This is a genomic window from Serratia sp. PL7 (assembly GCF_945957435.1).
The window spans coordinates 288,543-313,418 of sequence record NZ_CAMFLB010000007.1; the positions used below are offsets into that span (position 1 = coordinate 288,543).

Consider the following 24,876-nt stretch of genomic DNA (forward strand, 5'->3'; position numbering starts at 1 on the left):
CATAATAAGCTAAAACAATCGCTTAACGACCTGGATCGCGATCGAGGTCGCGTCAGGAAAACGCGAATGCGATGGTTCGGTTTTCCCCTTGAAGGAGTCATCATGAAAAAGTTATGGATTTTGTGCCTACTGTTTAGCTGTGTCGCCACCGCCGCCCCCTGGCAGGTTGGCAGCCGCTTGCAAACGTTTTATAACGGCGATCGCCCATTGGTCACCCGTATCTATTACCCCACAAACGTTCAAGGTCAGCCACAACAGGTCGGCGGCAGGCCAGTGTTTGCAGGTATTCCTGCTCTGCCAGACGCCCCGCCAGCAACCGGGCATTTTCCACTGATGATCATCAGCCACGGCAGCGGTGGCAATAATAGCAGCCAAGCCTGGCTGGCGAAGGCGTTGGTGGAACAAGGAATGATCGTGGTTGCAGCCAATCATCCGGGCAGTACCAGCGGTGATTCCATCCCGGCAAAATCGCTCGAACTGTGGCAACAAACGCGCGATATCTCGGCGCTGATCGGCGCCATGCTGAAGGATGGTACATGGCAACCGCGGATCAACACACAGGCCATTGGCGTGGCGGGGCATTCCAAAGGTGGCTATAGCGCCATCTCTGCGATTGGTGGCCGAGTCGCGCTAAAGGATTTTATTGCCGGTTGCCAACAGCAGCCACGCTCGCCTAACTGCCTGTTTTATGCTGGTGTAAACAAGAACAGTATCTCTGCCACCCAGTTTGACGCTAATTACACCGATGCCCGGATCCGCTTCGCCATCGCCCTGGACCCAGGCTTGGTGCCCTATCTGCAACCGGCCAGCCTGCGCCAAATCAGCGCGCCGCTGCTGGTCATCGCCGCACAACACTTTATGCCGGGCAACGATCCGGAAAGCCTGGGAGCTGAGTCGCTGGCTGCCAACAGCGGGCAGCAGCCGATCAAGGCCATTGTCTTACCGGGCAGCAATCACTTTGATTTCTTACAGCTTTGTACTCCAGCCGCCCCGGAGATATTAGCTGAAGAAGGAGAAGCCTTTATCTGTGGCTCTTCGCCCGCCGAGCGTGAACGCGCCCACCAGCAAACCATCACTGCCGTGCTGGCTTTTATTCAGCCGTGGCTATCCTCGCCCGCAGGAAATCAATAAACCCCCGCACCTTCTCCGGCACATGGCGCGTGTTGGGATAAAGCGCATAAATGCTCTGTACCGGGAACTGGTGATCTGGCAGCAGGTGGCACAATTGCCCGTTAGCAATAACGGGCCGTACCAACCATTCTGGCAGCAGGGCCACACCCGTCCCCTGTAACGCGAAAGTCAGCAACGCAGTGGCGCTATCGGCCATCAGCCTGGCGTCATCTTCTACCCTGAACAACACCGCCTGACGTTCAGGGGTGAGCACTTGCCAACTCAATGGTGAAGGGAGGCGGCTATGGGCCAGCCAGGCAGCCTGAGCCAGTTGAGGCAGTGACGCGATCGGCCGCTGTACCAGATAGGCCGGTGCCGCCACCGGTAAGATAGCGAAATTATCGATCAGCGCTGCATGATGATTGGAGTCCGCCAGTTGGCCCAGGCGGATAGCCACGTCAAACCGCTCGGAAATCAGATCCGCATGGTAAGAAGAAGAAACGTGCTGAATGCGTAAGCGCGGGTGCAACTGCGCGAAGGCGGCCAAGGCAGGAACCACCACTTGCGCACCATATTCCGGCGTGCTGGTGATGCGCAGAATGCCACTCAAGCCATGGTGATCGCGGCGTACATCGTCGAGCAGGTATTCCGCATCCTGTAATAGCCGTTGGCAACGTGGATAAAAACGCTCACCAGCACCGGTGAGTGACAGCCGCCGCGTACTGCGCACCAGCAATGAAACGCCTAGCTCGCTTTCCAACTGTTTGATGTTAAAACTGACCACCGCCTTGGTTTGCCCCAACGCTTCCGCCGCAGCGGTAAAACTGCCGGTATCGACCACCGCCGCAAACATCGCTAACCTGGCTAAATTGAGCATCTTTCACCCGCCCACTGTCAAAATATTTTTGACAGTGTAATCGCCCAGCGCCGATTTATCAGCCCTTTCCCGCCCGCTACACTGCACGCCTTCAACCGGAGGCTTCATGGCTTATCGCACTAAAGTGGCAATCGTCTATCTGCTCGGATTCTTTGTCGATCTGATCAACATGTTTATCGCCAACGTCGCCTACCCAGCGATCGGCCACGCTTTGCAGGCCAGCATCAGCCAATTGGCCTGGATCAGCAATGGTTACCTGCTTGGTCTGACGCTGGTGATCCCGCTCAGCGCCTGGCTAGCGCAACGTATTGGCGGGCGCCAGGTTTTTTTACTGTCGTTGGTGCTATTTATGCTGGCAACCACGGCGGCAGGCCGCGCTGGCTCGATTGAAGAACTGATCGGCTGGCGGGTGATACAAGGTATGGGCGGAGGGTTACTGATCCCGATTGGCCAAACGCTCACCTATCAGCTGTTTCGCAGCCATGAACGCGCCGGGCTTTCTGCCGCCATCATGCTGGTGGGGCTGCTGGCTCCGGCGCTCTCCCCGGCATTAGGTGGCCTGATTGTCGATCATCTTGACTGGCGCTGGGTGTTTTTCAGCAATCTGCCTCTGGCGGCACTGGCTCTGCTGTTGGCTATTCTGTGGCTGCGTAACGAGCCTGCGGCCAGCGAGGTTAAGCGGCTGGACGTCACCGGGCTGATTAGCGCCTGTCTGGCACTCACCTTGATCCTGCTTGGCCTGACCCGTCTGAGCGAACCCCATTTGCTGTTGCAAGGTGCAATCTTGCTGTTCGCTGGGCTGTTAGTGTTTGCTTACTACCTGCGGCACAGCCTGCAATATCCACACCCGCTGCTAAATCTGCGGCTGGTGCGGGATCCGCAGTTGCGCATCGCCATGGTCGTCTACCAGTGTATCCCTGGTCTGTTCATCGGCGTCAGCCTGGTGGCTATGCTGTATCTGCAAAACCAGCTGGGTATGTTGGCCACTCAGGTTGGCGGGCTGATGGTTCCCTGGTCACTGGCCTCTTTCGTCGCCATCACCCTGACCGGCAAGGTTTTCAACCGTTGCGGCCCACGCCCGCTGTTTATTGCCGGTTGTGTTTTGCAAGGGCTGGGGATGCTGGCCTTATCCCGGATCGGTGATCCTGGGCAGTATAGCTGGCAAATCTTTGCGTTTGCCTTGATGGGGCTGGGTGGCAGCCTGTGTAGCAGCACGGCACAAAGCTGCGCCTTTCTCACCATTGCCGACACCCAGTTGGCCGATGCCAGCGCCCTATGGAATATCAACCGCCAGTTGAGCTTTTGCTTTGGCGTTACCCTGCTCAGCCTGTTGCTCAATCTGTTGCTCGGCCATATGGAACCGCTCATGGCCTATCGTTACTGTTTTTATCTCGCCGCAGCCAGTACGCTGTTCCCGATGCTGCTGTGCCTGCGTATTACCAACCGCGCCATCGTGCGCCATCTCAACGCTGAACAGGGATCCTGATGAATCGTTATTTTACCGAAGTGATTGACGCCCATGTGGCTATCGCCGACTGGCTGGGAAAAGGGGCTGGGGAACGGCAACCGCTCTTGGCGCGGTTTCACGCAGATTTTTCCATGATTGCCCTAAACGGCAGCAAGCTGGGATCCAACGAACTGGAAGGATTTTTCCAGACGCATCGGGCTGCAAAGCCGGGGCTGGAGATTGCGATCGAAGACATGAAGATGGTCGCAGAATGGGCAACGGGGGCCGTAGTCAACTATCGCGAGAAGCAAACGCTGCCAGGCCAACTTGCGACCCTGCGTTATTCTACCGTGGTCTTTACCCAGACCGCCGACGGGCTACGCTGGCTGCACCTGCACGAAACGCCTATCGGGCAATAATTACAGGAAGCTGCTGGCCAGGAACAATTCCCAGGCCACCACCAGACCACATAGCGTGACGGCACTGAAGATCACTTCAAACAGGTAGCGGTTCATCATGATGACCTCACCTCAAAAGAAGACACCCGGAAAACCGGGTGTCAGAGTATTCAGCAGAGGATGCGGAACCTTTGACGGCTCCGCTATCTTCACTTATTTAGCAGCTGGAGCAGCGGCTTTCTTGCTTGATTTGTGGTGTTTTTTAGCAGCCTGGGCTTTCTGAGCTGGTTTAGCTGCGGCTTTGTGGTGCTTTTTAGCAGCCTGAGCTTTCTGAGCTACTGGCGCTTTGGTAGCAGCAGCTTTGTGGTGTTTTTTAGCGGCCTGAGCTTTTTGAGCTGGTTTGGTGGCGGCTTTGTGATGCTTTTTGGCAGCCTGAGCTTTCTGAGCTACTGGCGCTTTTTTGCTGTGCTTTTTAGCGGCCTGAGCTTTCTGCTCTGGTGCTTTTTTGGTGGCTTTCTTGTGTTCTTTCTTGTGGTGAGTCGCTTTAGCTGGAGCTTTCTCAGCCGCAGGAGCCGCAGTAGTAGGAGCCGCAGTTGGTGCCGGTGCAGCCGCAGTATCAGCAGCGAAAGCAACAGAAGACAGGCCCATGGTGGCAGCAACGATCAGCGCTAATACTTTTTTCATCTTTAAATCCTCAGAGAGTGTTTATCGGTAAGCCCGGTTGGGCCGTTGAAGAGATAATAATGGAATCAATGCCAGGCTTCCGTGAGTGATTGGTTTCGCTGAGTAACCAAATGTACAGAACTTGTGAAGCAGGTACATCGGGTTATGCTTTAAACAGATCGCTCCCGATCGGCGTCCCCGGCAGGCATTGCCATGAAAACACAACCACTGAGGATCACCCCGGTCAATCTGCTCGGCCTGGGCGTTACCGTGCTGTTATTGACCACGCTGCTGTATCTGTTCGCCCGCCACTGGGGGCAGTTCGTACAGTACTGCATCAACTTTCAGATTTACATGCACCGTTATCTGGTGATGTATCTGTTGCAACAACAAAATCATCAGTACAGCGGCGGCATCATGCTGGTGCTAGGCAGCTTTATCTATGGCTTCCTGCATTCTGTCGGCCCTGGGCACGGCAAGTTTGTGATCACCACCTATCTGGTGACCAATCGCCAGCAATTAACCATCAGCCGTTTGATTACCTTGGCTGGCAGCCTGATGCAGGGGGTAGTCGCTATTTTGTTTGTGCTGATCCTGGCGGTGGTGCTCAATCTTTCCATGGGAGATCTCAGCCTCAGCCGCTACTGGGTCGAAAAAGGCAGCGCCGCGTTTATTGCCTGCTTTGGATTGATGTTGCTCTGGCGGGCTGGTGGCTTGCGCATACGTAAACCACGCATCCTCAAAGCATTACCAATATCTTCTGCTACTCCCCTGATAACCAGGAATCGGCACGATCAGGATTGTAGCTGTGGCCATAAGCATCTGCCGGATGCCAATCAACTGAACGGCGGATGGCGTAACGCACTGTGGGTGATTGCCGCCATAGGTATCCGCCCCTGCAGCGGTGCTATCCTGATCCTGGTTTTCGCCAATGCCATCGGCATGTTTAGCTGGGGTGTGGTTGCCGCAATGAGTATGGCACTAGGAACAGCGCTGTCGATCATGATACTGGCAACGCTAGTACATCACCTGCGTGAACGTTTTATCCGCACCGGCGGCTCGCTGATTGGCATCTATCTGCCACAGGCAGCACGGATTGCCATGATGCTGGGCGGTGTGCTGCTGATACTGTTTGCGTTGGTGCTTTTCAGTGCGGTAATCCCAGTGAGCGCCAATGGCGATTTCATTGCTGCAGGTTGCTGAATAGGCGGTTTTTCCGTGATCGCACACACAATTTCAAAAATGGTCTACACTTAAATGACATGTGTCGTAACGGAGAGTCGAATGTTTAACAAGACAGATAAAGTAGAACGAGACATCGATCAGGACGTGAACCTGCTGGCCGATACGCTGGACGAAGTATTACGCGACTCCAGCAGCAAGACCAAAGAAGAACTGCATGAACTGCACAGCAAGGCAAAAGGGATATTACGCGATGCCCGTGCACGCTTCAGCGGTTCCAGCAGCCTGACACAACATGCTCGCGACGCAGTTGGCAATGCCGATAGCTATGTACGAGACAAACCTTGGCAGGGCGTAGGCATCGGTGCTGCTGTTGGCATCGTGCTCGGCGTCTTGCTTGCTCGGCGTTAACCCATGTAGCTGGTTTTAACCATAAAACAGATGTGCGTCTGGCCCACGGTTTTCCGTGGGCCGCTTTATTTTCCGCTCTCGATAATCGCCGCCAGCCGCTCCACCGCGCGCTCTGCTTCGCTATAGCTGGTGAAGTTGCCAAAGCCCATCAATAAGCCATTATCGGCAGGCGAGGACATCTGCCAATCCGACAATGCCTGTATCGATAAGCCCTGTTGCCAAGCTCTCTTCGCCAGCTCACTGTCATTGAGCCCTGCTTGCAAATGAGCCAGCATCTGGATCCCCCCGGCCTGCGGTGCCACCGTCAAATAGGCTGCAAGCCGCTGTGTCAGGGCTTGCGCCAACCATGCACGCCGCTGGCGATACAGCAACCGCATGCGCTTTAGATGGCGGTAAAAATGCCCGCCGTTGATAAAATCGGCCACTCCGGCTTGCAGTAACGGTGGGCAACCGCAGCCTCGCAGCTGGCTACAGCGCTCAAAAGCCGCCGTCTGCTCATCCGGCACCACCAGATAGGCCATGCGTAACGCCGGAAACAGGGTTTTGCTGAAGGTCCCGGCGTAGAGTACCCGCCCCTGACGATCGAGGCTTTTTAACGGCGGCAAGGGTTTGCCGTAGTAGCGACACTCGCTGTCGTAATCGTCTTCGATAATCCAGGCCGAGTGACGGGTTGCCCAATCCAGCAGCGCCATACGCCTGGCCAGGCTGAGGGTAACACCCAGCGGGCTTTGGTGAGTCGGCGTCAGCACCGCCATGCGGGCGTCTGGCCGGGTGGCAATACCGGCGTCAATATTCATCCCTTCCTCATCAACCGGCACTGGAACAATTTGCATTCCAGCGGCACTAAACAGCGGCTGGGTAACCGGATAACCTGGGTCCTCCAGCCAGACCGCCTCTCCCAGTTTCAACAGCGCGTTGATCACCAGCTCTATCAAAGCCTGATAACCCGTGCAGATAAATACCTGTTCCGGCCGACAGACGATGCCACGAGAAAGGTGCAGGTAATGGACAATTGCCTCGCGCAGTTCCGGCAGACCATTAGGGGGTGGGTGTGCCAATGAAGCCATAGTGGTGCCACGCAGTTGCCGGGCAACGATGCGCTGCCATACCGCCCGTGGGAAGGCATCCAGCGCGGGCAGGCCAAGCTGGAAGGGTTGAGTCGGCCCAGCGGGATGAGACTGAAATGCGGAAGGTGCCGGAGTCGCCAAGGTGGGTACCGCTGACAGCTCGGTGCGCTCAGGCATTTTCAGCAACTGGGAGGAAACATAGGTTCCCGCCTGGCCCCGGCTTTGCAGAAAACCTTCAGCCACCAGCGCAGCGTAAGCATTCTCAACCGTCGCACGCGCTACCCCCAGATCGCTAGCCAAGCCGCGCACCGAAGGTAAACGGCTGTTGGCCACCAGGGTTCCCTGCACGATAGCGTCTTTAATCCGCAGATAGATCTGCCGGTACAGGGGCTCAGCCTGCTGGTGATCCAGCCGTAGGGCAGCAAAAATATGACGTGTCATGGCTTAATCCCCCTCACCCGAACCCTCTCCCACAAGGAGAGGGGACATACCGTGCCACAAATGACCACCGGCGCCCAACGGCGACTCCGGACTGGCTCCCTCTCCCCCACACAAGTGTTCGTGACGAACCTCGAACCGTACATTGGGAGAGGGCTGGGGTGAGGGGAAATGGGCCGTCTAAATTGATAAGCACTACGTGTCATGGCCTGGTTAAATAATCATTTTATGGCTCTATAGCATAGACCATATCGCGGCTAAAGTAGCGCCGTACATTGGTTACGTCATTAATCCGAGGTTTGAACATGATCAAGCAACGTTTGCAGTACGCCGAACTGTCACCGGCCCCTTATAAAGCCATGGTGAGCGCATTGGGGGGGTTAGAGAAAGGCCCGCTGGATAAAGCGATCATTGAGCTGATGTTTATGCGCGTTTCGCAGATCAACGGCTGCGCTTTCTGCCTGGATATGCACGGCAAAGCGCTGCGTGCAGGGGGAGCGAGCCACGCCAAGCTGGATACGCTGGCGGGCTGGCGCGTCAGCCATGAATTCAGCGAGGCAGAACGTGCCGCGTTGGAATGGGCCGAAGCGGTCACCCTGATTGCGGCAACCGGCGCACCGGACAACGCCTTTGACGCCCTGAAAGCCCATTTCAGCGATGCCGAAATCAGCGATCTGACCTTTGCCATCAGCATTATGAACGCCTTTAACCGCCTGGCAGTCAGCATGCGGCAGTAACTTTGCGGGCCGGGGCAACCCGGCCTGCTCGATCCTTATCGCAAAAAATATTTCCCCACCGCTTTTCCAGCCTCGGCGTGGCCTGCGCACCAAAAACCGAAAAACACCACATATAGTGATGTTGATAATATAAATATCAACATATAGTATTCATTCATCAACGCAGGGGGAAACGCTTGGGTTGGTGACGCCGTCAGAAACGCCCTATCATGCTCAACTTTCTGACTTATCCGCCTTTCCTTCAATATAAAAGGTAAATGCGAATCATGAGTATTATTATTTACACTAAACCAGATTGTGTCCAGTGCAATGCCACCTACCGTGCCCTGGATAGACAAGGGATCGACTATCGCGTGGTCGATCTGACCCAGGATCAGCAAGCGCTGAACCATGTTAAATCACTGGGCTATCAGCAGGTGCCGGTGATTATCGCCGGTGACGATCACTGGTCTGGTTTCCGCCCGGACAAGATTGGCGCGTTAGCCAACGCCCTAACCTCCTGAGGTGTGCCATGGATCCGCTGGTCTACTTCTCCAGCAGTTCGGAGAACACCCACAGATTCGTTGAGAAGCTGGCACTGCCCGCAATACGCATCCCGATCGCTGGCAGTAAAAAAGTGCTGATGGATCACCCTTATATCCTGATTGTGCCCAGTTACGGCGGCGGCAGCAGCGTCGGTGCCGTACCGATCCAGGTGATCCGTTTTCTCAATGATCCGCAGAATCGCGCTTACCTGCGCGGTGTGATTGCCGCAGGTAACACCAATTTCGGCGCCGCGTATGGCATCGCCGGTGACATCATCGCCAAAAAATGCCAGGTACCGGTGCTTTATCGTTTTGAGCTACTCGGCACCACACAAGACGTCGCTATCGTTCAACAGGGAGTCACCGCATTTTGGCAACGACAGAACTGACCAGGCCCGCCAGCGCCACGCTGGATTACCATTCGCTCAACGCGATGCTCAACCTTTACGACGCCGAAGGGCGCATCCAGTTCGATAAGGATCGGCTGGCCGCCAGGCAATACTTTTTGCAGCACGTGAACCAAAACACCGTGTTCTTCCACAACCTGGCGGAGAAATTGCGCTATCTGGTGGATGAGGGATATTACGAAGCGGCGGTGCTGGAGCAATATGAGTTTGCCTTTATCAAGCAGTTGTTCCAACAGGCCTATGCCAGGAAATTCCGCTTCGAGACCTTCCTCGGCGCCTTCAAGTATTACACCAGCTACACGCTGAAAACCTTCGATGGCCAGCGCTATCTGGAACGCTATGAAGACCGGGTGTGCATGGTGGCGCTGCGGCTGGCGGCGGGTGATACCACTCTGGCGCAGGATCTGGTGGAGGAAATCATCTCCGGGCGCTTCCAACCCGCGACGCCCACCTTCCTCAACTGCGGCAAACAGCAGCGCGGCGAGCTGGTTTCCTGCTTCCTGCTGCGTATTGAAGACAATATGGAGTCGATTGGCCGCGCGGTGAATTCGGCACTGCAACTCTCCAAACGCGGCGGCGGTGTGGCCTTTCTGCTGAGCAATATCCGCGAGGTTGGCGCCCCGATCAAGCGCATTGAGAACCAGTCTTCCGGGGTGATCCCGATAATGAAAATGCTGGAAGATGCCTTTTCTTACGCCAATCAACTGGGGGCACGCCAAGGCGCTGGGGCGGTGTATCTGCACGCCCATCACCCAGACATTCTGCGCTTCCTGGATACCAAGCGGGAAAATGCCGACGAAAAAATCCGCATCAAAACCCTGTCGCTGGGGGTGGTGATCCCGGATATCACCTTCGAATTGGCAAAAAATAACGAAGAGATGTACCTGTTCTCTCCCTACGATGTGCAACAGGTGTATGGCGTGCCGCTGTCAGAGATTAGCGTTAGCGAAAAATACCGTGAGATGGTGGATGACAAGCGCATCCGCAAATCCCGCATCAACGCCCGTGAGTTTTTCCAGCTGCTGGCGGAGATCCAATTCGAATCCGGTTATCCGTACATGATGTTTGAAGATACGGTCAACCGCAGCAATCCGATCGCCGGGCGCATCAATATGAGCAACCTGTGCTCGGAGATCCTGCAGGTCAACAGCGCCAGCCGTTACCATCAGGATCTGAGCTATGCCGAGATCGGCAAAGATATCTCCTGCAACCTTGGCTCGCTGAACATTGCCAAAGTCATGGATGCCCCCGATTTCGGCAAGGCGGTGGAAACCGCGATCTACGGGCTGACGGCGGTAGCGGATATGAGCGATATCGGCTCGGTGCCGTCTATCGCCGCCGGGAATCAGGCCTCCCATGCCATCGGCCTCGGCCAGATGAACCTGCACGGCTATCTGGCGCGCGAGCGCATCTTTTACGGTTCGGACGAAGGGATCGATTTCACCAATATCTACTTCTACACCGTGACCTACCACGCCCTGCTCGCCTCCAACCGGCTGGCAATAGCGCGCGGCAGCAGTTTTGCCGGTTTCGAGGACTCAACCTACGCCAGTGGGGAGTATTTCAGCAAATACATCGAGCAGGAGTGGCAGCCAAAAACCGCACGGGTGCGCGAACTGTTTGCCAACGCCACTATCACCATACCTGGGCGTGAGGAATGGTTGGCATTGCGCGCTGCGGTGATGATGCATGGGCTGTATAACCAGAACCTGCAGGCGGTGCCGCCCACCGGTTCCATCTCCTACATCAATAACTCGACCTCCAGCATCCATCCGATCGTCTCACGCATCGAGATCCGCAAGGAGGGCAAGATTGGTCGGGTCTATTACCCTGCCCCTTACATGACCAACGACAACCTGGAGTATTACCAGGACGCCTACGAAATTGGCCCGGAAAAGATTATCGATACCTACGCCGCCGCCACGCAGCATGTGGATCAGGGGCTATCGCTGACATTGTTCTTCCGCGATACCGCCACCACCCGCGATATTAACCGCGCGCAAATCTACGCCTGGCGTAAAGGCATCAAAACCATTTATTACATCCGCCTGCGCCAGATGGCGTTGGAAGGGACCGAGGTGCAGGGCTGCGTGTCCTGCGCGCTGTGAGGAAGATTATGACAATGCAACGAGTGCAGGCCATCAACTGGAACAAGATTGATGACGACAAGGATCTGGAGGTGTGGAACCGCCTGACCAGCAACTTCTGGCTGCCGGAAAAGGTGCCGCTGTCGAACGATATTCCGTCCTGGGCCACGCTGACCGCCAAGGAGCAGCAGCTCACCATCCGCGTATTTACCGGGCTGACGCTGCTGGATACCATCCAGAATACCGTTGGCGCTCCGGCGCTGATCGCCGATTCCATCACCCCGCACGAAGAGGCGGTGTATTCCAACATCAGCTTTATGGAGGCGGTACACGCCCGTTCCTACAGTTCGATATTCTCCACCCTGTGCCAAACCCGGGATGTTGACGAGGCCTACCGCTGGAGCGAGGAAAACGCCACGCTACAGAAAAAAGCCAGCATCATTCTGGCGCACTATCGCAGCGACGATCCGCTGTTGAAAAAGGTCGCCAGCGTGTTTCTGGAGTCGTTCCTGTTCTATTCCGGCTTTTATCTGCCCATGTACTGGTCGAGCCGGGCCAAGCTGACCAACACCGCCGATCTGATCCGCCTGATCATTCGCGACGAGGCGGTGCATGGCTACTATATCGGCTACAAGTTCCAGAAAGGCCTGGAGCAGGCCAGCCCGGCCCGCCGCCAGCAGGTGAAGAACTTTGCCTTCGATTTGTTGCAGGATCTGTACGACAACGAAGTGCGTTACACCGAAGAGCTCTACGACGGGGTGGGCTGGACGGAAGAGGTGAAGACCTTCCTGCACTATAACGCTAACAAGGCGCTGATGAATCTGGGCTACGAGGCGCTGTTCCCACCGGCAATGGCACAAGTGGATCCGGCGATCCTGTCAGCGCTGTCCCCCAACGCCGATGAGAACCACGATTTCTTCTCTGGCTCCGGCTCTTCCTACGTAATGGGCAAAGCGGTGAATACCGAGGATGAGGACTGGGCGTTCTAAATGCCTGATGCCATCTAGCGTAAAAAAGCCCCGCATCCTCGCGGGGCAAATCGGCAACACACTACTCAATAGAAATGCGATAACACCAGCAGCGCCAGCGAAACGTTAATCGCCCCGCCGATGCGCGTTGCGATCTGGGCGAAGGGCATCAGCGACATCCGGTTGCCCGCCGTCAGGATCGCCACGTCACCGGTTCCGCCTTGCCCGCTCTGGCAACAGGAAACAATGGCCACGTCGATCGGATGCATACCGATCTTCTTGCCAACCAGGAAACCGGTGGCCACCAGCGTGCTTACCGTCGCCACGATCACAATCAGGTTCTGCACGGTGAAGGCATCTACCAGCTCTTGCCACGGCGTGATCGCTACGCCCACGGCAAACAGGATCGGATAGGTCACGGCGGTGCGGAAGAATTTATACACCACCTGCGATCCTTGCTGAATGCGTGGCGAAACGCCGTGTGCCAGCTTCACCGCCACTGCGGCAAACAGCATTCCCACCGGGGCCGGCAAGCCGATCAGCCGGTGTAACAGCATGCCGACCATATACAGCAGGATGGCCAGCAGCGCGCCACAGGCGATAGTGGCGACATCCACGTTACCGCTCAGTTTCTCCGTTGCCGCGACCTCGCTATCGCCCTGCTTGCTCGGCATCAGGCTGCCTTCGCCGGTAAGGTGTGGATAGCGTTTCCCCAATTGGTTCAGCAGGCCAGCAATCACGATCGCCGTCAGGCTACCCAACATCACGATCGGCAGGATACGCCCCAAGGCTACGCCCTGCTCCATATGCAAAATGGCGGCATAGCCCATCGACAATGGGATCGCCCCTTCCCCCACGCCCCCGGCCATGATCGGCAGGATCAGGAAGAAGAAGATCTGGAACGGATCGAGGCCCAACGCCATACCCACCGCCATCCCGACCACCATTCCGGCCACTTCACCGCACAACATCGGCACAAAAATACGCAGGAAACCCTGGATCAGCACCTGGCGGTTCATGCTCATAATGCTGCCGACGATAATGCAGCAGATGTAGAGATAAAGAATATTGGTCGACTTGTAGAATTTGGTCGTGGACTCAACCACCACGTCCGGCAGCAAACCATAGTGCACCAGTGCGGAGGGTATAAAGGTGGCACAGATGGCGGCAGCCCCCATTTTCCCCACCAGCGGCAGGCGCTTGCCAAACTCACCGCAGGCAAAGCCGAAGAACGCCAGTGTCGCCACCATTACCACGATATCGCTGGGTAATTTACCTGCCAGGCAGTCGAGTAGGATCAGCACTCCGGCCAGCACGAAGAATGGCAGCGGTATAATCCCTATTTTGTAATTATCCAGAATATGCCACCACTTTTCACGCAGCGGAATATCGGCAGTTTTATCTTTGGCAATGAGGTAGGAATCATCGGTTGTGCTCATAATCTGGCCTCTTATTGTTTGTTCGGCCATCATAGAGAAACGCTTGGAGTCACCGCTGTGATTTTGTTCAAAATAAAAAAGGGTTTTTAATGGGGGTTATGGTTTCTATGGTGTTAATGCCCTTTATGTAAAATAGCCCGTGGAGTTAATGGCGTTAATAATAGGCTTATTTTAAGTTTTACTGATTTTATCGCACGTTAGGTGTCCGCTACGCCGCTGCGTAATATTCCTCTACAATAAAGCCGTGCCGATGCTCACAACTTGATCTTGGGCAATATTACTTCAAGGGCGACTCATGATAGGGTAGTCACCCAAACAGACACCAGGATCCGCGGCAAACCATGCACATCAAACTCTCTTTTCATATCAAGCTGTTCCTGTGCCTGGTCGCCTTTTCCTGCGTGTTGCTGACGCTGATCGGGGTTTACACTTACTACAAACTGGATGCGCAGTTGCACCGGGATCTGGGTGCCCGTGCCCAAGTGCAGGCACGTGAGATTGCGCTGATCCCCTCCCTGATCACCGCCGTTGAAAATAACGACACGCAATATATCGCCGCACTGATGAAAAAAATCCGTGCCAGCAGCGATGCCAGCTATATTGTCATCGGCGATAGCCACACCATGCACCTTTACCATTCCGAACATGCCGACCGTTTGGGAACCCCTATGGTGGGGGGCGATAATAAAGAAGTGCTGGAAGGCAAAAGCATTATCTCGATCCGCAACGGGGGGATCGGTATTTCATTACGCAGCAAGGCACCAATTGTGGATGACAATAACCAGGTGATCGGTATTGTTTCCGTCGGTTATCTTAAATCCCATATCGACAGTTTAAATGCCCATACGCTGACCCAGATCGTGGCCTCGATCGTCTTGCTATTGATGGCGCTGTTTATTTTTTCCTGGCTATTATCGAAGAACCTGAAACGCCAGATGTTTTCATTAGAGCCAAAAGAGATCGCGCTGCTGGTGCGCCAGCAAAAAGCCCTGCTGGAAGCCATCTATGAAGGGGTGATCGCCATAGATCCGCAACTGCGCATCATCACGATTAACCATGCCGCGCGTGAGCTGCTGGATCTGCGTCAACCGGCCAATAATCTGCTGGGCCAGCACATCGGTGAGATCATCCAGTCACAGCCCGATTTCTTTGCCGCAGCGCAGCTGGGGCACGACACCCATGATGAGGTGTGCCGTTTCAACCATGTGCGAGTGATTGCCAGCCGGGTGCGGATCATGCAGGAAGAGGAGCTACAGGGGTGGGTGATCAGCTTTCGCGGCAAGAACGACATCAACACCCTCAGCAGCCAGCTTAGCCAGGTAAAACGCTATGCCGATAACCTGCGCATCATGCGTCACGAACAGCTGAACTGGACGGCCACGCTCGCTGGCTTGCTGCATATGCAACGTTATGACGAGGCCATCCGCTATGTGGAAGCCCAGTCGGAAGGCGCACAGGAGATCCTCGACTTTATTTCCCAGCGCTTCAGCTCCGCCGCGTTGTGTGGCCTGCTGTTGGGCAAATACTCCAGCGCACGGGAAAAAGGCATCGAGCTCCGTTTCGATCCCGCTTGCCAACTGCGCCAAATCCCCGCCGCGCTGAATGAAACCGAGCTGATGTCGATTATTGGCAACCTGTTGGATAACGCGTTCGATGCTACGCTGCATTGCGCAGCGCCGCACGAAGCGGTAGAACTTTATATCAATGACAGCAGCAACGAGCTGGTGATCGAAGTTGCCGATCGCGGCACCGGGATTGCACCGCAGGTTCGTGATACGCTGTTTGAACAAGGCGTGACAACCAAAGATAAGGGCGACCACGGTATTGGCCTGCACCTGGTGGCCAGCCACGTCGCTCAGGCCCATGGCAGCATCGAAGTGTCGGACAACGATCCGCACGGCACCATTTTCTCGCTGTTTATCCCCAAAGCTTAAGCACCCGGATCCGACCTATGCAACCTGAGACACTGGACGTTCTGATCGTGGAAGACGAGCCGCAACTGGCCACGCTGCACGCCGAATTTCTTGAGAAAAATTTCAACCTGCGGGTGGTGGCCTATGCCGCTACCCTGGCGGAAGCCAGAGCAAAAGTGAATGCTCACCAGCCCCGGCTGATCCTGCTGGACAACTTTCTGCCGGACGGCCAGGGGATTGCGCTAATGGAAGAAACCGCGGTGAAAAAGCCCGGTTGTTCGGTGATTTTTATCACCGCAGCCAGCGACATGAATACCTGTAGCCAGGCGATCCGCAACGGGGCCTTCGACTACATCATCAAACCGGTATCCTATAAGCGGCTGCGCAATTCGCTGGAACGCTTTATGCAGTTTGTACAGACCCAGCGTACCTTCAAGGTCATCGACCAGAGCAGCGTCGATGCGCTGTATAACCTGCAGTCCAAGCAGTTTTCCAACGAGCCCAGCGCCAAAGGGATTGAAACCATCACCCTGGAGTTGGTGCAGGCGTTGTTCAACGATCGGCCAGAGGTAGCCCATGCGGTGGAAGACGTGGTGGCACACGCCGGCATTAGCAAAACCACCGCACGCCGCTATCTGGAATACTGCGTGACGACCCAGTTTATACGCGTCGAAATGCTCTACGGTAATATCGGTCATCCGCGCCGTTTATACCGCAAGGCTTAGGCTGACATCTGCCTGTCACATTGCAGGGCTATGCTGGCTCATAGATATCCCCTTCGATATCGGCATCAATGTTACATTCAGCTCTTTTTACCCGGCCAAGACTTGGCCGGGTTTTTTATTCGTGTGGCTTAAAAGGTATACCGCAGCCCTACGCGGATACGATACTGCTCCCTATTATAATCGTTCCAGCGATCCAGCCATTGCAGCTCCAGATAGGGCATCCAATGGGTATCAATTTTATAGCTGAACTTATTGGTGATCTCCCAATGGTGACTCTTACCATTCTTACTATGGAAATCGTTGACCCGGATAAAATAATGTGGCTCGAAGGTATAATTTAACTCATCGCTGAGCTTAAAGTTCCAGTAGTTGGCAATTTCATGGGTATCGTTACGTGCCGGGTTGCCGTTAAAATCGATGGAATCATAGTTATTATGGTTATAGCGATAACGCACGGTCAGGTTGAAAAACGGCAGAAATTTATAGTTATTGTCCAGGTAGACGGCACCGCCAGAGCCCGCACTGCTCGAGTTGACCAGCCCACCAGGAGACACCGTCCATTTATCCGTTGGCCGGAACAGGGGATACCAGCCCTCCAGTTCGTTATAGCTGTGCTTGAGCTGATCAAACTTGCCAATGTTATAGGCATTGGTGGCCATCACACCGGCTCCGCCATCAAAATTATAACCGCCGCGCAGGATGATTTCGTTTAATTCAGAGGCGGTATTATAAGCCTCACGAGTTTCCAGATAGGCACGTCCGGCCTGAGCGCTGGCTGAGGCAAACAACGCCGCCACCAGCAGTATCGTATTGGTTTTATTGCTGCTACAACCCCAGAGAGTAGACATGGTTGAGTTTCCTTGTGTCATTAATCCTGATAAAAGCATGCAGAAATCCCGCCGCCATGCCGTTAGGCATGACAGCTGTGCGTTATTGTGAGTAATACCCTGGCTTAGACTTCTTTGATTATTGCCGTATTGATTGCCGGATGAAGCTCGGCCTGTTCGTCGCGGTTTCCTTTTTTGTTGTTAATTTCAGTGATTATTTGCATAAATAGCTGTTCATTTAACTTATAGAAAAACCCCATCATGACGGCGGCTACCATCGCCAATACGGAGGGATAAATAAAGATTAACTCTCGCAGGCCTTTCAGCACCGAGGCTGACTGCTCAATATTCGGAATATAGCCGATCTGCGTCAACATAATGCCCGGTAACAATCCGGCTAATGCGGCGGAAATCTTGCGTGAAAAGGTATAGCCGGTATACACCGAGCCTTCCGCACGGATGCCGGTTTTCCATTCGCCGTAATCAACGGTATCGGGCACCAGCGCCCAGTTCAGGCTGTTGACGAAGGCCGTCCCAAAGAAGGCCATGCAGGAGAACGCCACGAAAGAGAGCGAGCTGTCGCCCCAGGCGTAGTTACACAGATCGCCCAGGCACCAAAGCAACAGGCCACCAAGGTAGACCCGCTTTTTGCCAAAGCGCTTCACCGCCGCTGGCACCATCAGTACGCCAATCAGGATGCAGCCCATGCTGAAAAAGCCCATATAGGACAGCAAATGGATATCGTGCAACACGTATTGGGTGTAATAGACCTGGATCGCCAGCTTGATATTAAACGCCGCCAGCGTACACAGGTTGGCAATGCACAACACCAGCAATGGCGGGTTTTGGAATATGGCACGGAAGGACTTGAAGATGCCAGGTTTATGATGCGCCGGTACCACGTCAACGTAGCGCTCTTTGACCCCGCCGTGGCACCACCACATGCAAAACACGCCACAGGTCGCAAACACCACCGCGGCAACCAGATAGCCCATCTCCGGGCGTGAAGTGAACAGCATCTGGATCGGGACAAAGCCCACGGTGCACAACAGCAGCCCCAGCGTTGCCCCTCCCTGCCGCCAAGCGGCCAGTTGTGCGCGCTCCTGCGGATTTTTGGTGATGGCTGGCACCATCGCCCCATAGGAGCAGTTCATCAGGCTGTAAAACAGGCCGAACAGCATAAACAGTACGGTGGCCAGTACGGTTTTGGTATTCAGGCTGAACCCGCTATTGAGAAAGTTGGCCACGGCCAGTAAAGCCACCGGCAGCGAGGCATAGAAGATAAACGGCCTGAACTTGCCCTTGGCACCGATATTACGCCGGGAATCCAGCAGCACGCCGGTCAGCATATCGGTGAAGGCGGTGAAGAATTTGGCGATCAAGAAGATTACGCCGCCGTAGATGGCGGGTAATCCCAGAATGTCGGTATAGAACTTCAGCAAATACAGGGTACCGATACACAGCATCAGGTTGGAACCGAAGTCCCCCATACCGTAGGCGAACTTTTCACGCAGCGGCAACCGCAGCGTAACGGGATCTTGGTAGGATAAAGAGTTGGCCATCTGACGGGTCCTTATTATTGTCTTACACCCTGCGTCTTTCTGGTTGCAGGGGCGAATAAATTCGCCCCGATTAACACCTGGCTGCTTATAACGCCGGGCTTACCACCCGCTTGCGCTCTTCCAGCTCACCGACGATCTTGAGGTAGTTCTTCTCCGTCAGGTGATAGAACAGCCCCATGGTCAATGCGGTCAGCACGGCCAGGCCACAAGGATAGAGGAAGATTAACTGCCGCAAGCCTTCCAGCGTACCAGGCCCCTGCGCCACGTTGGGAACATAGCCGATATAGGCCAGCATCACGCCAGGGAAGAAGCCCGCCAGCCCTTGGGAAACCTTGCGAAAGAAGGTAAAGCCGGTATAAACCGTGCCTTCCGAGCGCACGCCTGTTTTCCACTCACCGTATTCCACGGTGTCCGACACCAGCGCCCAGTTGAGGCTGTTGACGAAGGCCGTGCCGAAGAACGCCAGGCAAGAGAACAACACAAACAGCGTGGAGGTATTACCCCACATATAGTTCATGGCATCGCCCAGGATCCACAGCGACAGGCCGCCCAGATAGACGTTTTTCTTGCCAAAGCGTTTCACCACCGTCGGGACCAGCAGCACCCCGAGCAGGATGCAGCCCATACTGAAGAAACCCATATAGGACAGCAGGGTGATATCGTTGAGGACGTATTGGGTGTAGTAGATCTGGATCGCCAGCTTGATGTTGAACCCCGCCAGCGTGCACAGGTTGGCCACGCACAGCACAAACAGCGGTTTGTTACCGGCGATGGCCTTGAAGGACTGCAACAGACCCGGCTTGGGTGCGCCCGGTTTCGGGATCTCGACATAACGCTCTTTAACGCCGGAATAGCACCACCACATGCACAACATGCCGACGAAGGCGAAGATCGCCGCCGCCACCAGATAACCCACTTGTGGACGCCCATCAAATAGCGACAGGATCGGCACAAACGCCACGGTACACAGCAACAGACCCACCGTCGCCCCGCCCTGCCGCCAGGCAGCCAGTTGCGCACGCTCCTGCGGGTTTTTGGTCATCGCGGGCACCATCGCGCCGTAGGAGCAGTTCATCATGCTGAAGAACAGCCCGAACGCCATAAAGATCAGCGTGGCGATCACCGTTTTAACGGTGACGTCAAACGAGGCCCCCACGCCGATAAAGTTGGCTACCACCAGCAACGCCACCGGCATTGAGGCATAAAAGATAAATGGCCGGAACTTGCCTTTGGGGCCAATATTGCGCCGGGAATCGAGCATCAGCCCGGTGCCCATGTCGGTAAAGGCGGTAAAGAAACGCGAGATGAGAAAGATCAGCCCGCCCCACGCGGCGGGGATCCCCAACACGTCGGTATAGAATTTCAGCAGATACAGCGTGCCGACACACAACAACAGGTTGGAACCGACATCGCCCATGCCATAGGCGAATTTCTCGCGCAGGGGCAATATCAGCTTCACCGGATCCTGGTTAGCTTCACTCATGGTGATTCTCCTTGGAAAACACCTATTCCCAGAGATAGCCGCCCTTGCCGGTTTGGCAACGGACGGCTGACAGTTGGTGATTACAGCGTGCGTAGCGAGGCGAACAACTCCGCCCACTCGCTATCCGCCCGATAGAACACCGGCGGCTGGCCCATTGGGGCTGCTATTGTCACCTCGGCCCCTCCGCTATGCCGCTCACCGGTCCACAGGTTGATCCAGCTATCCTGCGGCAGGTAGAGCGTCCAGTCGGTGCGCCCTTCTTCATGCACCGGAGCCACCAGCAGATCGCGCCCAAACAGGTATTGGTATTTCAGGCTGTAGGTGTGGGCATCGTCTTCATAATGCAGGAACAGCGGGCGCATCACCGGTAAGCCGGACTGCGCATTGAGCGCCACCGCCTGCTTGATGTACGGCTTGAGGGAGCTGAATACCTGACTCATGCGGGCAAACTGACGGATGGTTTCCACGTCATGATCGAACTGCCAGTTATCATCCGGACGGTTGCCTTCATGGGTACGCATCATCGGCGTGAAAGCGCAGAACTCGCACCAGCGCATCAGCAGTTCTTTGCTGCGTTTCATCTCAAACAGCGTGGTGTAACCGCCAATATCACTGTGGTGCAGACCGTGGCCGGTCATCGCCAACGACAGCGCCGCCGGGATCACCGAAGCCAGGCCGTCGTCCAGGCTCCAATCCACGTTCTGATCGCCCGCCCACATCATTACCGAATACTTCTGGCTGCCGGTGTAACCCGCGCGCATAAAGAACAGGATCTCGCCCAGCTTGCCGCATTCTTCCAGAGCGTCGTAGTTGCACTTGGCCCATAGTGCTGGCCAGGCGTTATGCATGATTTCCGCATCGATGCCGTTATGCAAAACGGTATCGGTCGGCAGATATTCGCCAAAGTCCGCCATCCAGCCGTCGAGGCCAAATTCGATCAGATTCTTTTTGATGACGTTCTTGTACCAGTCATAAGCTTCAGGCTTGGTGAGATCGACTACGCCAGCATAGAACTCGCCAAATTCGACCTGGTAGTCTTTGCCGTCGTAATCCTTGGTCAGATAGCCTTTCTCGGCCGCCTCGGCGTACAGCTCTTTCTCTATGGCTACGTAAGGGTTGATGTACCCCAGAAAATGTACCCCCTCTTTTTTCCATTGCGGGATGCGTTTATCCAGCTCCGGGTACAGCTCGCTGTCCCAGCGCCAGTTCCACATCAGGCGTTTGCCAAAAGAGGTGATCCGCCGTCCTTCCCAGTCCTGCGCCCAGATCCCACTAACCTTGACACCGTGCTCGCGCATTACGTCCAGCTTCTGTTGGCAGACCTCGGTGCCGCCCTGAATACCCAGGATCACCCCGTCATACACCCAGTCCGGCAGTTCCGGCTGGCGGCCAAGTAACGCGGTCAGCTTTTCCAACAGGCTGATATAGCTGTCGGCGCAGTCAAAGCGCAACACCGCTTGATCCTGCCAGATCGCCAGTTCATGGAACTCTGGGGCAGAAAAATCGAAGTTCATGTAGCAGCTGTTTTCTACGTGGCAGTAATATTTCTGGCTGCTGACAAACGTCGGCTGCGGGAAGAAGGTCCAGTAGTAATCACCACCGGCGTTCTCCTGGCAGTCTGCCTGCCAGGTAACATAGGTCTGCTTGTTACGGCCAACCCCCTGCTCACTGGTCCATAACGGGAAAGGTTTACCGCGCAGGTCGAAATAGGAAAACTGTTCGCCGCAGCCATAAACGTGATCTTCCTGCTGGGCTGCCAGGCGCAGCCACATGCGATTGTTCTGCTCGTCGCTGTTGCGCAGCTGCATTTCCAACCGCCCTTGTGCATCGGTAGTGATTGCCAGCGTGCACTGGGCCACATCGCCCCGGCTAAAGCGGATCAGCCAGCCTTTGTCCTGCGGGAAGATCTGGGTTTCGGTCAGCGCCAGTTTTTCACTGAGCTGGTCTTTGATGCTGAAGTTGCCGCGGAACATCTCGATATCCGCCTTGCCGCGCCCAATCCACAGGCACGGAGCCGCAGCCGTGTGTTGTATCAGCACTCGCTGCTGAAAGGTCAACGTAAATCCACCTGCGTGTTGCGTAAGTTCCAAGCCTTGCTGAGAAGCCATGATCCATTCTCCAAAAGGTTAAATGCCGTATTTTTCCAAGCGTTGGTTGCCCGCTCAGGTCAGTTCAATCACGTCCAAACCAAGCAGACCGGCCACTTTGCGCAGCAGCGGACGGTGCTCGCCGTAAACCAGCGAGGTGTGGTGCTCCATACCCGCCGCAATCAGGCGCTGGCGGTAAGTGTCTGCATCTATATCCAGGCGCGCGGTCCCGGCTGTGCCGGAAAACGCCAGCGGAGCCTTGATCATTTCGCCACCGGCCAGCATCAGGCGCAGCTTGCCCTCGCCCTGAGTAATGCGGCATAGCGTGATGCGCCCCGGTTTGAGAGCAAATTCAGACAGCAAAGGAAGCTTGCGGTTGGAGTGGATCGTGGCCTGCACCGGGCCATCACGATCGGCCATTTCGATCGGTGCCTGCCCGCAGTGCCAGAACACCACGCTGTTATCCTGCGGATCGATATCCACCAGGTCGGTATTGAACGCCGCATTGCCTGAAGCCCACTGCGCCATCAGCGAAGAGAGCACGCCAAACATGTCGGCTTCGCAGCCACAGGGCACTTTATCTTCGTTCATCAATGCCAACGCCCCACACGCAGCGCATCCGTAGTCGGTAAAGAAATCCGGCCAGCAGCGCACGGCAATGCCGGTGTAACCTTCACGCTGCGCCTTTTCACGCAGGGCAGAATAAACCTTGAGCGTTTTGCGGGTGGCCGTTTGATCCATCTCAGCCAGGTTAGGGAAATCCTTGGCACGGCGGGCATAAGGCGCATCGGCTACGCTGTCCGGCAGCGCCTTCACCTCTTCAATAAACTCCAGCACCGGCTGGCGAGTCACCTCAACGCCAAAGTGCTGCGTCAGCTGCTGCTGGTTGTAGTTGCAGGCGTCAAAACCCAGCGGGTGCTCGCCAATCACCATCACTTTGGCCTGTTTGAAGCGTTTAACAATCGCTGCGGCCTGCGCCAGCTGCTGTAATTCGTTAATCACTCGACTATCGTCCGGCAGGCCGTGCAGCGTTTGCACGTTGATGGCCTCACGGCTCAGGGCATGACAAGCCAGATTCACCCCGCAGAAAGAGTTCAGGCGCAAACGGCCACCGGTACGGGCCTCCGGGAATGACCACATCGCCGTGGGCACCGGGAAATCACGCACCACTTCGGTGGTGAGGGAGGCATCGGTAAAGGTCACTTGCAGGATCAGCAGCAGATCGAGATTGGCCTGTTTGAGTGCTGGCAGTATTTGCAGAGCCGATTCGGCATCAAACTGCAATACCGGTTCCCCCACCAGCTCGATATCCATCCCGCTCAGCGTCTGCCAGGCCTGCGCCAGCATCTCTTGCGCGTAGGGCACGTCGAAGGTCGCGCGGCCAAGCGCCAATACGCCTACTTTTGCTTTATTTTTCATAACATTGCTTCCAGTAATCGAATAAATCTATGCCACGGTGCTGAAGCGGTGTTCAGTCTGGCTGTAATAGTTTTCCCCTGGGCGCAGCACTACGTTGCCAAAATGGGCGTGGTGAATGCTGTCTGGGAATGCCTGGGTTTCAAGGCAGATGCCGGAAAACGCCTGATAGCGATGGCCAGCCTTGCCATTCCAGATCTTGTTGGAAAGCTTAAAGGCGTTATAAAACTGCACGCCCGGCAGCGAGGTGTGTACTTCCATCACTCGCCCGGTCTGTGGGCAGATCAAGCTCGCTGCGGGATGCAAAACACCGTCGCCAGGCTTAAGCACATAGTTCATATCAAAATCCTGTGCCGGGCGGTGCAGCATGGCGTCCCCAAGACGACGGGCGTTGCGGAAATCAAATGCCGTCCCGGCAACGCGGCGGATTTCTCCGGTGGGTAGCATGGTGGTTTCATCCACCGGGGTGATGAAGTCGGCGTCGATCTTGAGCTGCTGATCGTGGATCAGGTGCTGATGCCCGCGCAGGTTGTAATGGCTGTGATTGACCAGATTGACCAGCGTCGGCTTGTCCGTCTGCGCCTCAAAGCTCAGCGTCATCACGTTATCTTCCGTCAGGCCGATGCGGTGGCTAACCTGCAGATTGCCCGGATAACCTTCCTCACCATCGATAGAGGTACGGCTGAAAATAATGCCGTCGCCGTCTTCCTGTGCCTGCCAGACATACTTGTCAAAACCCCGACGTCCGCCGTGCAGGTGTTGTCCGGTAGAGAGTTCATTGGTGGCCAGAATATATTCCTGACCGTCGATGCTGAAACGACCACCGGCAATACGGTTGGCGCAGCGCCCGGCTATCGCGCCGAAGAACGGATGCCCGGCCTGATAAGCCGCCAAATTGTCGAACCCCATCACGACATCTTCCGCTTGCCCATGGCGATCCGGCACCCAAAGCTCGGTAATAATGCAACCGTAATCGGTCACGCACAGCCGCATTCCGTTGGCATTGGTCAGCGTGAAAAGGGAAACGGCCCGCCCTTGATGTTCGCCAAAATGCTGGCGTTGAATGGTTGTCATAATCGATGCCCTATGGTTAGCGCGGCAGCTTGCC

Annotated in this window: 22 protein-coding genes; 12 read left to right on the plus strand and 10 right to left on the minus strand. The window is 55.6% G+C overall.

What is annotated here, in order from left to right:
* Positions 1 to 102 precede the first annotated feature (102 nt).
* Positions 103 to 1,131, plus strand: coding sequence for a dienelactone hydrolase (locus N6G83_RS27440; RefSeq protein ID WP_199062868.1), 1,029 nt, complete (start codon positions 103 to 105; stop codon positions 1,129 to 1,131).
* Here the strand turns inward: N6G83_RS27440 and N6G83_RS27445 are convergent.
* Complete coding sequence (locus tag N6G83_RS27445; protein WP_211135568.1) at positions 1,091 to 1,987, minus strand: LysR family transcriptional regulator; 897 nt, start codon at positions 1,985 to 1,987, stop codon at positions 1,091 to 1,093. The genes N6G83_RS27440 and N6G83_RS27445 overlap by 41 nt on opposite strands.
* A gap of 106 nt (positions 1,988 to 2,093) precedes the next feature.
* Here N6G83_RS27445 and N6G83_RS27450 point away from each other — a divergent pair, with 106 nt between their 5' ends.
* Both N6G83_RS27450 and N6G83_RS27455 read left to right on the plus strand, forming a co-directional pair.
* The gene (locus tag N6G83_RS27450) at positions 2,094 to 3,473 is read left to right on the plus strand and encodes an MFS transporter (RefSeq protein ID WP_211135569.1); all 1,380 of its coding nucleotides are present in this window, start codon (positions 2,094 to 2,096) and stop codon (positions 3,471 to 3,473) included.
* Positions 3,473 to 3,853: a nuclear transport factor 2 family protein gene (locus tag N6G83_RS27455; RefSeq protein WP_074029578.1), complete on the plus strand. Its 381-nt coding sequence runs from the start codon at positions 3,473 to 3,475 to the stop codon at positions 3,851 to 3,853. Before N6G83_RS27450 ends, N6G83_RS27455 begins: the two co-directional genes overlap by 1 nt.
* Before the next feature lie 192 nt (positions 3,854 to 4,045).
* Here the strand turns inward: N6G83_RS27455 and asr are convergent, their stop codons facing one another.
* The gene (gene asr, locus N6G83_RS27460) at positions 4,046 to 4,516 is read right to left on the minus strand and encodes an acid resistance repetitive basic protein Asr (protein WP_024530923.1); all 471 of its coding nucleotides are present in this window, start codon (positions 4,514 to 4,516) and stop codon (positions 4,046 to 4,048) included.
* 192 nt (positions 4,517 to 4,708) lie between these two features.
* Between asr and N6G83_RS27465 the strand changes: the two genes are divergently transcribed.
* Together N6G83_RS27465 and N6G83_RS27470 are read left to right on the plus strand one after the other, a co-directional pair.
* Positions 4,709 to 5,698 (plus strand): nickel/cobalt transporter, encoded by a 990-nt coding sequence (locus tag N6G83_RS27465; protein WP_211135570.1) that lies wholly within the window; start codon positions 4,709 to 4,711, stop codon positions 5,696 to 5,698.
* Between the two features lie 81 nt (positions 5,699 to 5,779).
* Positions 5,780 to 6,088, plus strand: a complete 309-nt coding sequence (locus tag N6G83_RS27470; RefSeq protein WP_024530922.1) for a YqjD family protein — start codon at positions 5,780 to 5,782, stop codon at positions 6,086 to 6,088.
* Between the two features lie 65 nt (positions 6,089 to 6,153).
* Here N6G83_RS27470 and N6G83_RS27475 read toward each other — a convergent pair whose 3' ends face one another.
* On the minus strand, positions 6,154 to 7,596 hold the full coding sequence (locus N6G83_RS27475) for a PLP-dependent aminotransferase family protein (protein WP_211135571.1): 1,443 nt from the start codon (positions 7,594 to 7,596) through the stop codon (positions 6,154 to 6,156).
* A 302-nt stretch (positions 7,597 to 7,898) separates the two neighbouring features.
* On the opposite strand from N6G83_RS27475, the gene N6G83_RS27480 reads away from it, so the two are divergent.
* From N6G83_RS27480 to nrdF, 5 genes are all read left to right on the plus strand, one after another.
* The gene (locus N6G83_RS27480; protein WP_074029584.1) at positions 7,899 to 8,330 is read left to right on the plus strand and encodes a carboxymuconolactone decarboxylase family protein; all 432 of its coding nucleotides are present in this window, start codon (positions 7,899 to 7,901) and stop codon (positions 8,328 to 8,330) included.
* A 266-nt stretch (positions 8,331 to 8,596) separates the two neighbouring features.
* Positions 8,597 to 8,833, plus strand: a complete 237-nt coding sequence (gene nrdH, locus N6G83_RS27485) for a glutaredoxin-like protein NrdH (RefSeq protein WP_024484825.1) — start codon at positions 8,597 to 8,599, stop codon at positions 8,831 to 8,833.
* Positions 8,834 to 8,841: 8 nt separating this feature from the next.
* Complete coding sequence (nrdI, locus tag N6G83_RS27490; RefSeq protein WP_024530714.1) at positions 8,842 to 9,243, plus strand: class Ib ribonucleoside-diphosphate reductase assembly flavoprotein NrdI; 402 nt, start codon at positions 8,842 to 8,844, stop codon at positions 9,241 to 9,243.
* A complete protein-coding gene (nrdE, locus tag N6G83_RS27495) occupies positions 9,225 to 11,369 on the plus strand; it encodes a class 1b ribonucleoside-diphosphate reductase subunit alpha (protein ID WP_024530713.1) in 2,145 nt (714 codons plus the stop codon). The genes nrdI and nrdE overlap by 19 nt, the downstream gene beginning before the upstream one ends.
* Before the next feature lie 8 nt (positions 11,370 to 11,377).
* Positions 11,378 to 12,337 carry a class 1b ribonucleoside-diphosphate reductase subunit beta gene (gene nrdF, locus N6G83_RS27500; RefSeq protein WP_024530712.1) on the plus strand — a complete coding sequence of 320 codons (960 nt, stop codon included), beginning with the start codon at positions 11,378 to 11,380 and terminating at the stop codon, positions 12,335 to 12,337.
* Between the two features lie 65 nt (positions 12,338 to 12,402).
* On the opposite strand, the gene N6G83_RS27505 is transcribed toward nrdF, so the two are convergent.
* Entirely contained in the window at positions 12,403 to 13,755 is a 1,353-nt protein-coding gene (locus N6G83_RS27505; protein ID WP_211135572.1) for a 2-hydroxycarboxylate transporter family protein, read from the minus strand.
* A gap of 341 nt (positions 13,756 to 14,096) precedes the next feature.
* Here N6G83_RS27505 and N6G83_RS27510 point away from each other — a divergent pair, with 341 nt between their 5' ends.
* Positions 14,097 to 15,689 carry a sensor histidine kinase gene (locus N6G83_RS27510; protein ID WP_074029587.1) on the plus strand — a complete coding sequence of 531 codons (1,593 nt, stop codon included), beginning with the start codon at positions 14,097 to 14,099 and terminating at the stop codon, positions 15,687 to 15,689.
* Between the two features lie 17 nt (positions 15,690 to 15,706).
* Positions 15,707 to 16,393, plus strand: coding sequence for a response regulator (locus N6G83_RS27515; protein WP_024530709.1), 687 nt, complete (start codon positions 15,707 to 15,709; stop codon positions 16,391 to 16,393).
* Between the two features lie 128 nt (positions 16,394 to 16,521).
* Here the strand turns inward: N6G83_RS27515 and ompL are convergent, their stop codons facing one another.
* The 6 genes from ompL to N6G83_RS27545 all read right to left on the minus strand — a co-directional run bounded on the left by ompL (position 16,522) and on the right by N6G83_RS27545 (position 24,842).
* Positions 16,522 to 17,241: a porin OmpL gene (ompL, locus tag N6G83_RS27520; protein WP_211135573.1), complete on the minus strand. Its 720-nt coding sequence runs from the start codon at positions 17,239 to 17,241 to the stop codon at positions 16,522 to 16,524.
* A gap of 104 nt (positions 17,242 to 17,345) precedes the next feature.
* A complete protein-coding gene (locus N6G83_RS27525; RefSeq protein WP_211135574.1) occupies positions 17,346 to 18,782 on the minus strand; it encodes an MFS transporter in 1,437 nt (478 codons plus the stop codon).
* A gap of 85 nt (positions 18,783 to 18,867) precedes the next feature.
* Positions 18,868 to 20,265: an MFS transporter gene (locus N6G83_RS27530; protein WP_024530706.1), complete on the minus strand. Its 1,398-nt coding sequence runs from the start codon at positions 20,263 to 20,265 to the stop codon at positions 18,868 to 18,870.
* A gap of 80 nt (positions 20,266 to 20,345) precedes the next feature.
* On the minus strand, positions 20,346 to 22,373 hold the full coding sequence (locus N6G83_RS27535) for an alpha-glucosidase (RefSeq protein ID WP_211135575.1): 2,028 nt from the start codon (positions 22,371 to 22,373) through the stop codon (positions 20,346 to 20,348).
* A 54-nt stretch (positions 22,374 to 22,427) separates the two neighbouring features.
* Entirely contained in the window at positions 22,428 to 23,771 is a 1,344-nt protein-coding gene (locus N6G83_RS27540; protein ID WP_211135576.1) for an L-fucose/L-arabinose isomerase family protein, read from the minus strand.
* Between the two features lie 27 nt (positions 23,772 to 23,798).
* Positions 23,799 to 24,842, minus strand: a complete 1,044-nt coding sequence (locus tag N6G83_RS27545) for an aldose epimerase family protein (protein ID WP_211135577.1) — start codon at positions 24,840 to 24,842, stop codon at positions 23,799 to 23,801.
* Positions 24,843 to 24,876 lie beyond the last annotated feature (34 nt).

Coding starts and splice junctions, on each gene's coding strand:
- N6G83_RS27440 (WP_199062868.1), top strand. CDS start 103: ATGAAAAAGTTATGGATTTTGTGCCTACTGTTTAGCTGTGTCGCCACC.
- N6G83_RS27445 (WP_211135568.1), bottom strand. CDS start 1,987: ATGCTCAATTTAGCCAGGTTAGCGATGTTTGCGGCGGTGGTCGATACC.
- N6G83_RS27450 (WP_211135569.1), top strand. CDS start 2,094: ATGGCTTATCGCACTAAAGTGGCAATCGTCTATCTGCTCGGATTCTTT.
- N6G83_RS27455 (WP_074029578.1), top strand. CDS start 3,473: ATGAATCGTTATTTTACCGAAGTGATTGACGCCCATGTGGCTATCGCC.
- asr (WP_024530923.1), bottom strand. CDS start 4,516: ATGAAAAAAGTATTAGCGCTGATCGTTGCTGCCACCATGGGCCTGTCT.
- N6G83_RS27465 (WP_211135570.1), top strand. CDS start 4,709: ATGAAAACACAACCACTGAGGATCACCCCGGTCAATCTGCTCGGCCTG.
- N6G83_RS27470 (WP_024530922.1), top strand. CDS start 5,780: ATGTTTAACAAGACAGATAAAGTAGAACGAGACATCGATCAGGACGTG.
- N6G83_RS27475 (WP_211135571.1), bottom strand. CDS start 7,596: ATGACACGTCATATTTTTGCTGCCCTACGGCTGGATCACCAGCAGGCT.
- N6G83_RS27480 (WP_074029584.1), top strand. CDS start 7,899: ATGATCAAGCAACGTTTGCAGTACGCCGAACTGTCACCGGCCCCTTAT.
- nrdH (WP_024484825.1), top strand. CDS start 8,597: ATGAGTATTATTATTTACACTAAACCAGATTGTGTCCAGTGCAATGCC.
- nrdI (WP_024530714.1), top strand. CDS start 8,842: ATGGATCCGCTGGTCTACTTCTCCAGCAGTTCGGAGAACACCCACAGA.
- nrdF (WP_024530712.1), top strand. CDS start 11,378: ATGACAATGCAACGAGTGCAGGCCATCAACTGGAACAAGATTGATGAC.
- N6G83_RS27505 (WP_211135572.1), bottom strand. CDS start 13,755: ATGAGCACAACCGATGATTCCTACCTCATTGCCAAAGATAAAACTGCC.
- N6G83_RS27510 (WP_074029587.1), top strand. CDS start 14,097: ATGCACATCAAACTCTCTTTTCATATCAAGCTGTTCCTGTGCCTGGTC.
- N6G83_RS27515 (WP_024530709.1), top strand. CDS start 15,707: ATGCAACCTGAGACACTGGACGTTCTGATCGTGGAAGACGAGCCGCAA.
- ompL (WP_211135573.1), bottom strand. CDS start 17,241: ATGTCTACTCTCTGGGGTTGTAGCAGCAATAAAACCAATACGATACTG.
- N6G83_RS27525 (WP_211135574.1), bottom strand. CDS start 18,782: ATGGCCAACTCTTTATCCTACCAAGATCCCGTTACGCTGCGGTTGCCG.
- N6G83_RS27530 (WP_024530706.1), bottom strand. CDS start 20,265: ATGAGTGAAGCTAACCAGGATCCGGTGAAGCTGATATTGCCCCTGCGC.
- N6G83_RS27535 (WP_211135575.1), bottom strand. CDS start 22,373: ATGGCTTCTCAGCAAGGCTTGGAACTTACGCAACACGCAGGTGGATTT.
- N6G83_RS27540 (WP_211135576.1), bottom strand. CDS start 23,771: ATGAAAAATAAAGCAAAAGTAGGCGTATTGGCGCTTGGCCGCGCGACC.
- N6G83_RS27545 (WP_211135577.1), bottom strand. CDS start 24,842: ATGACAACCATTCAACGCCAGCATTTTGGCGAACATCAAGGGCGGGCC.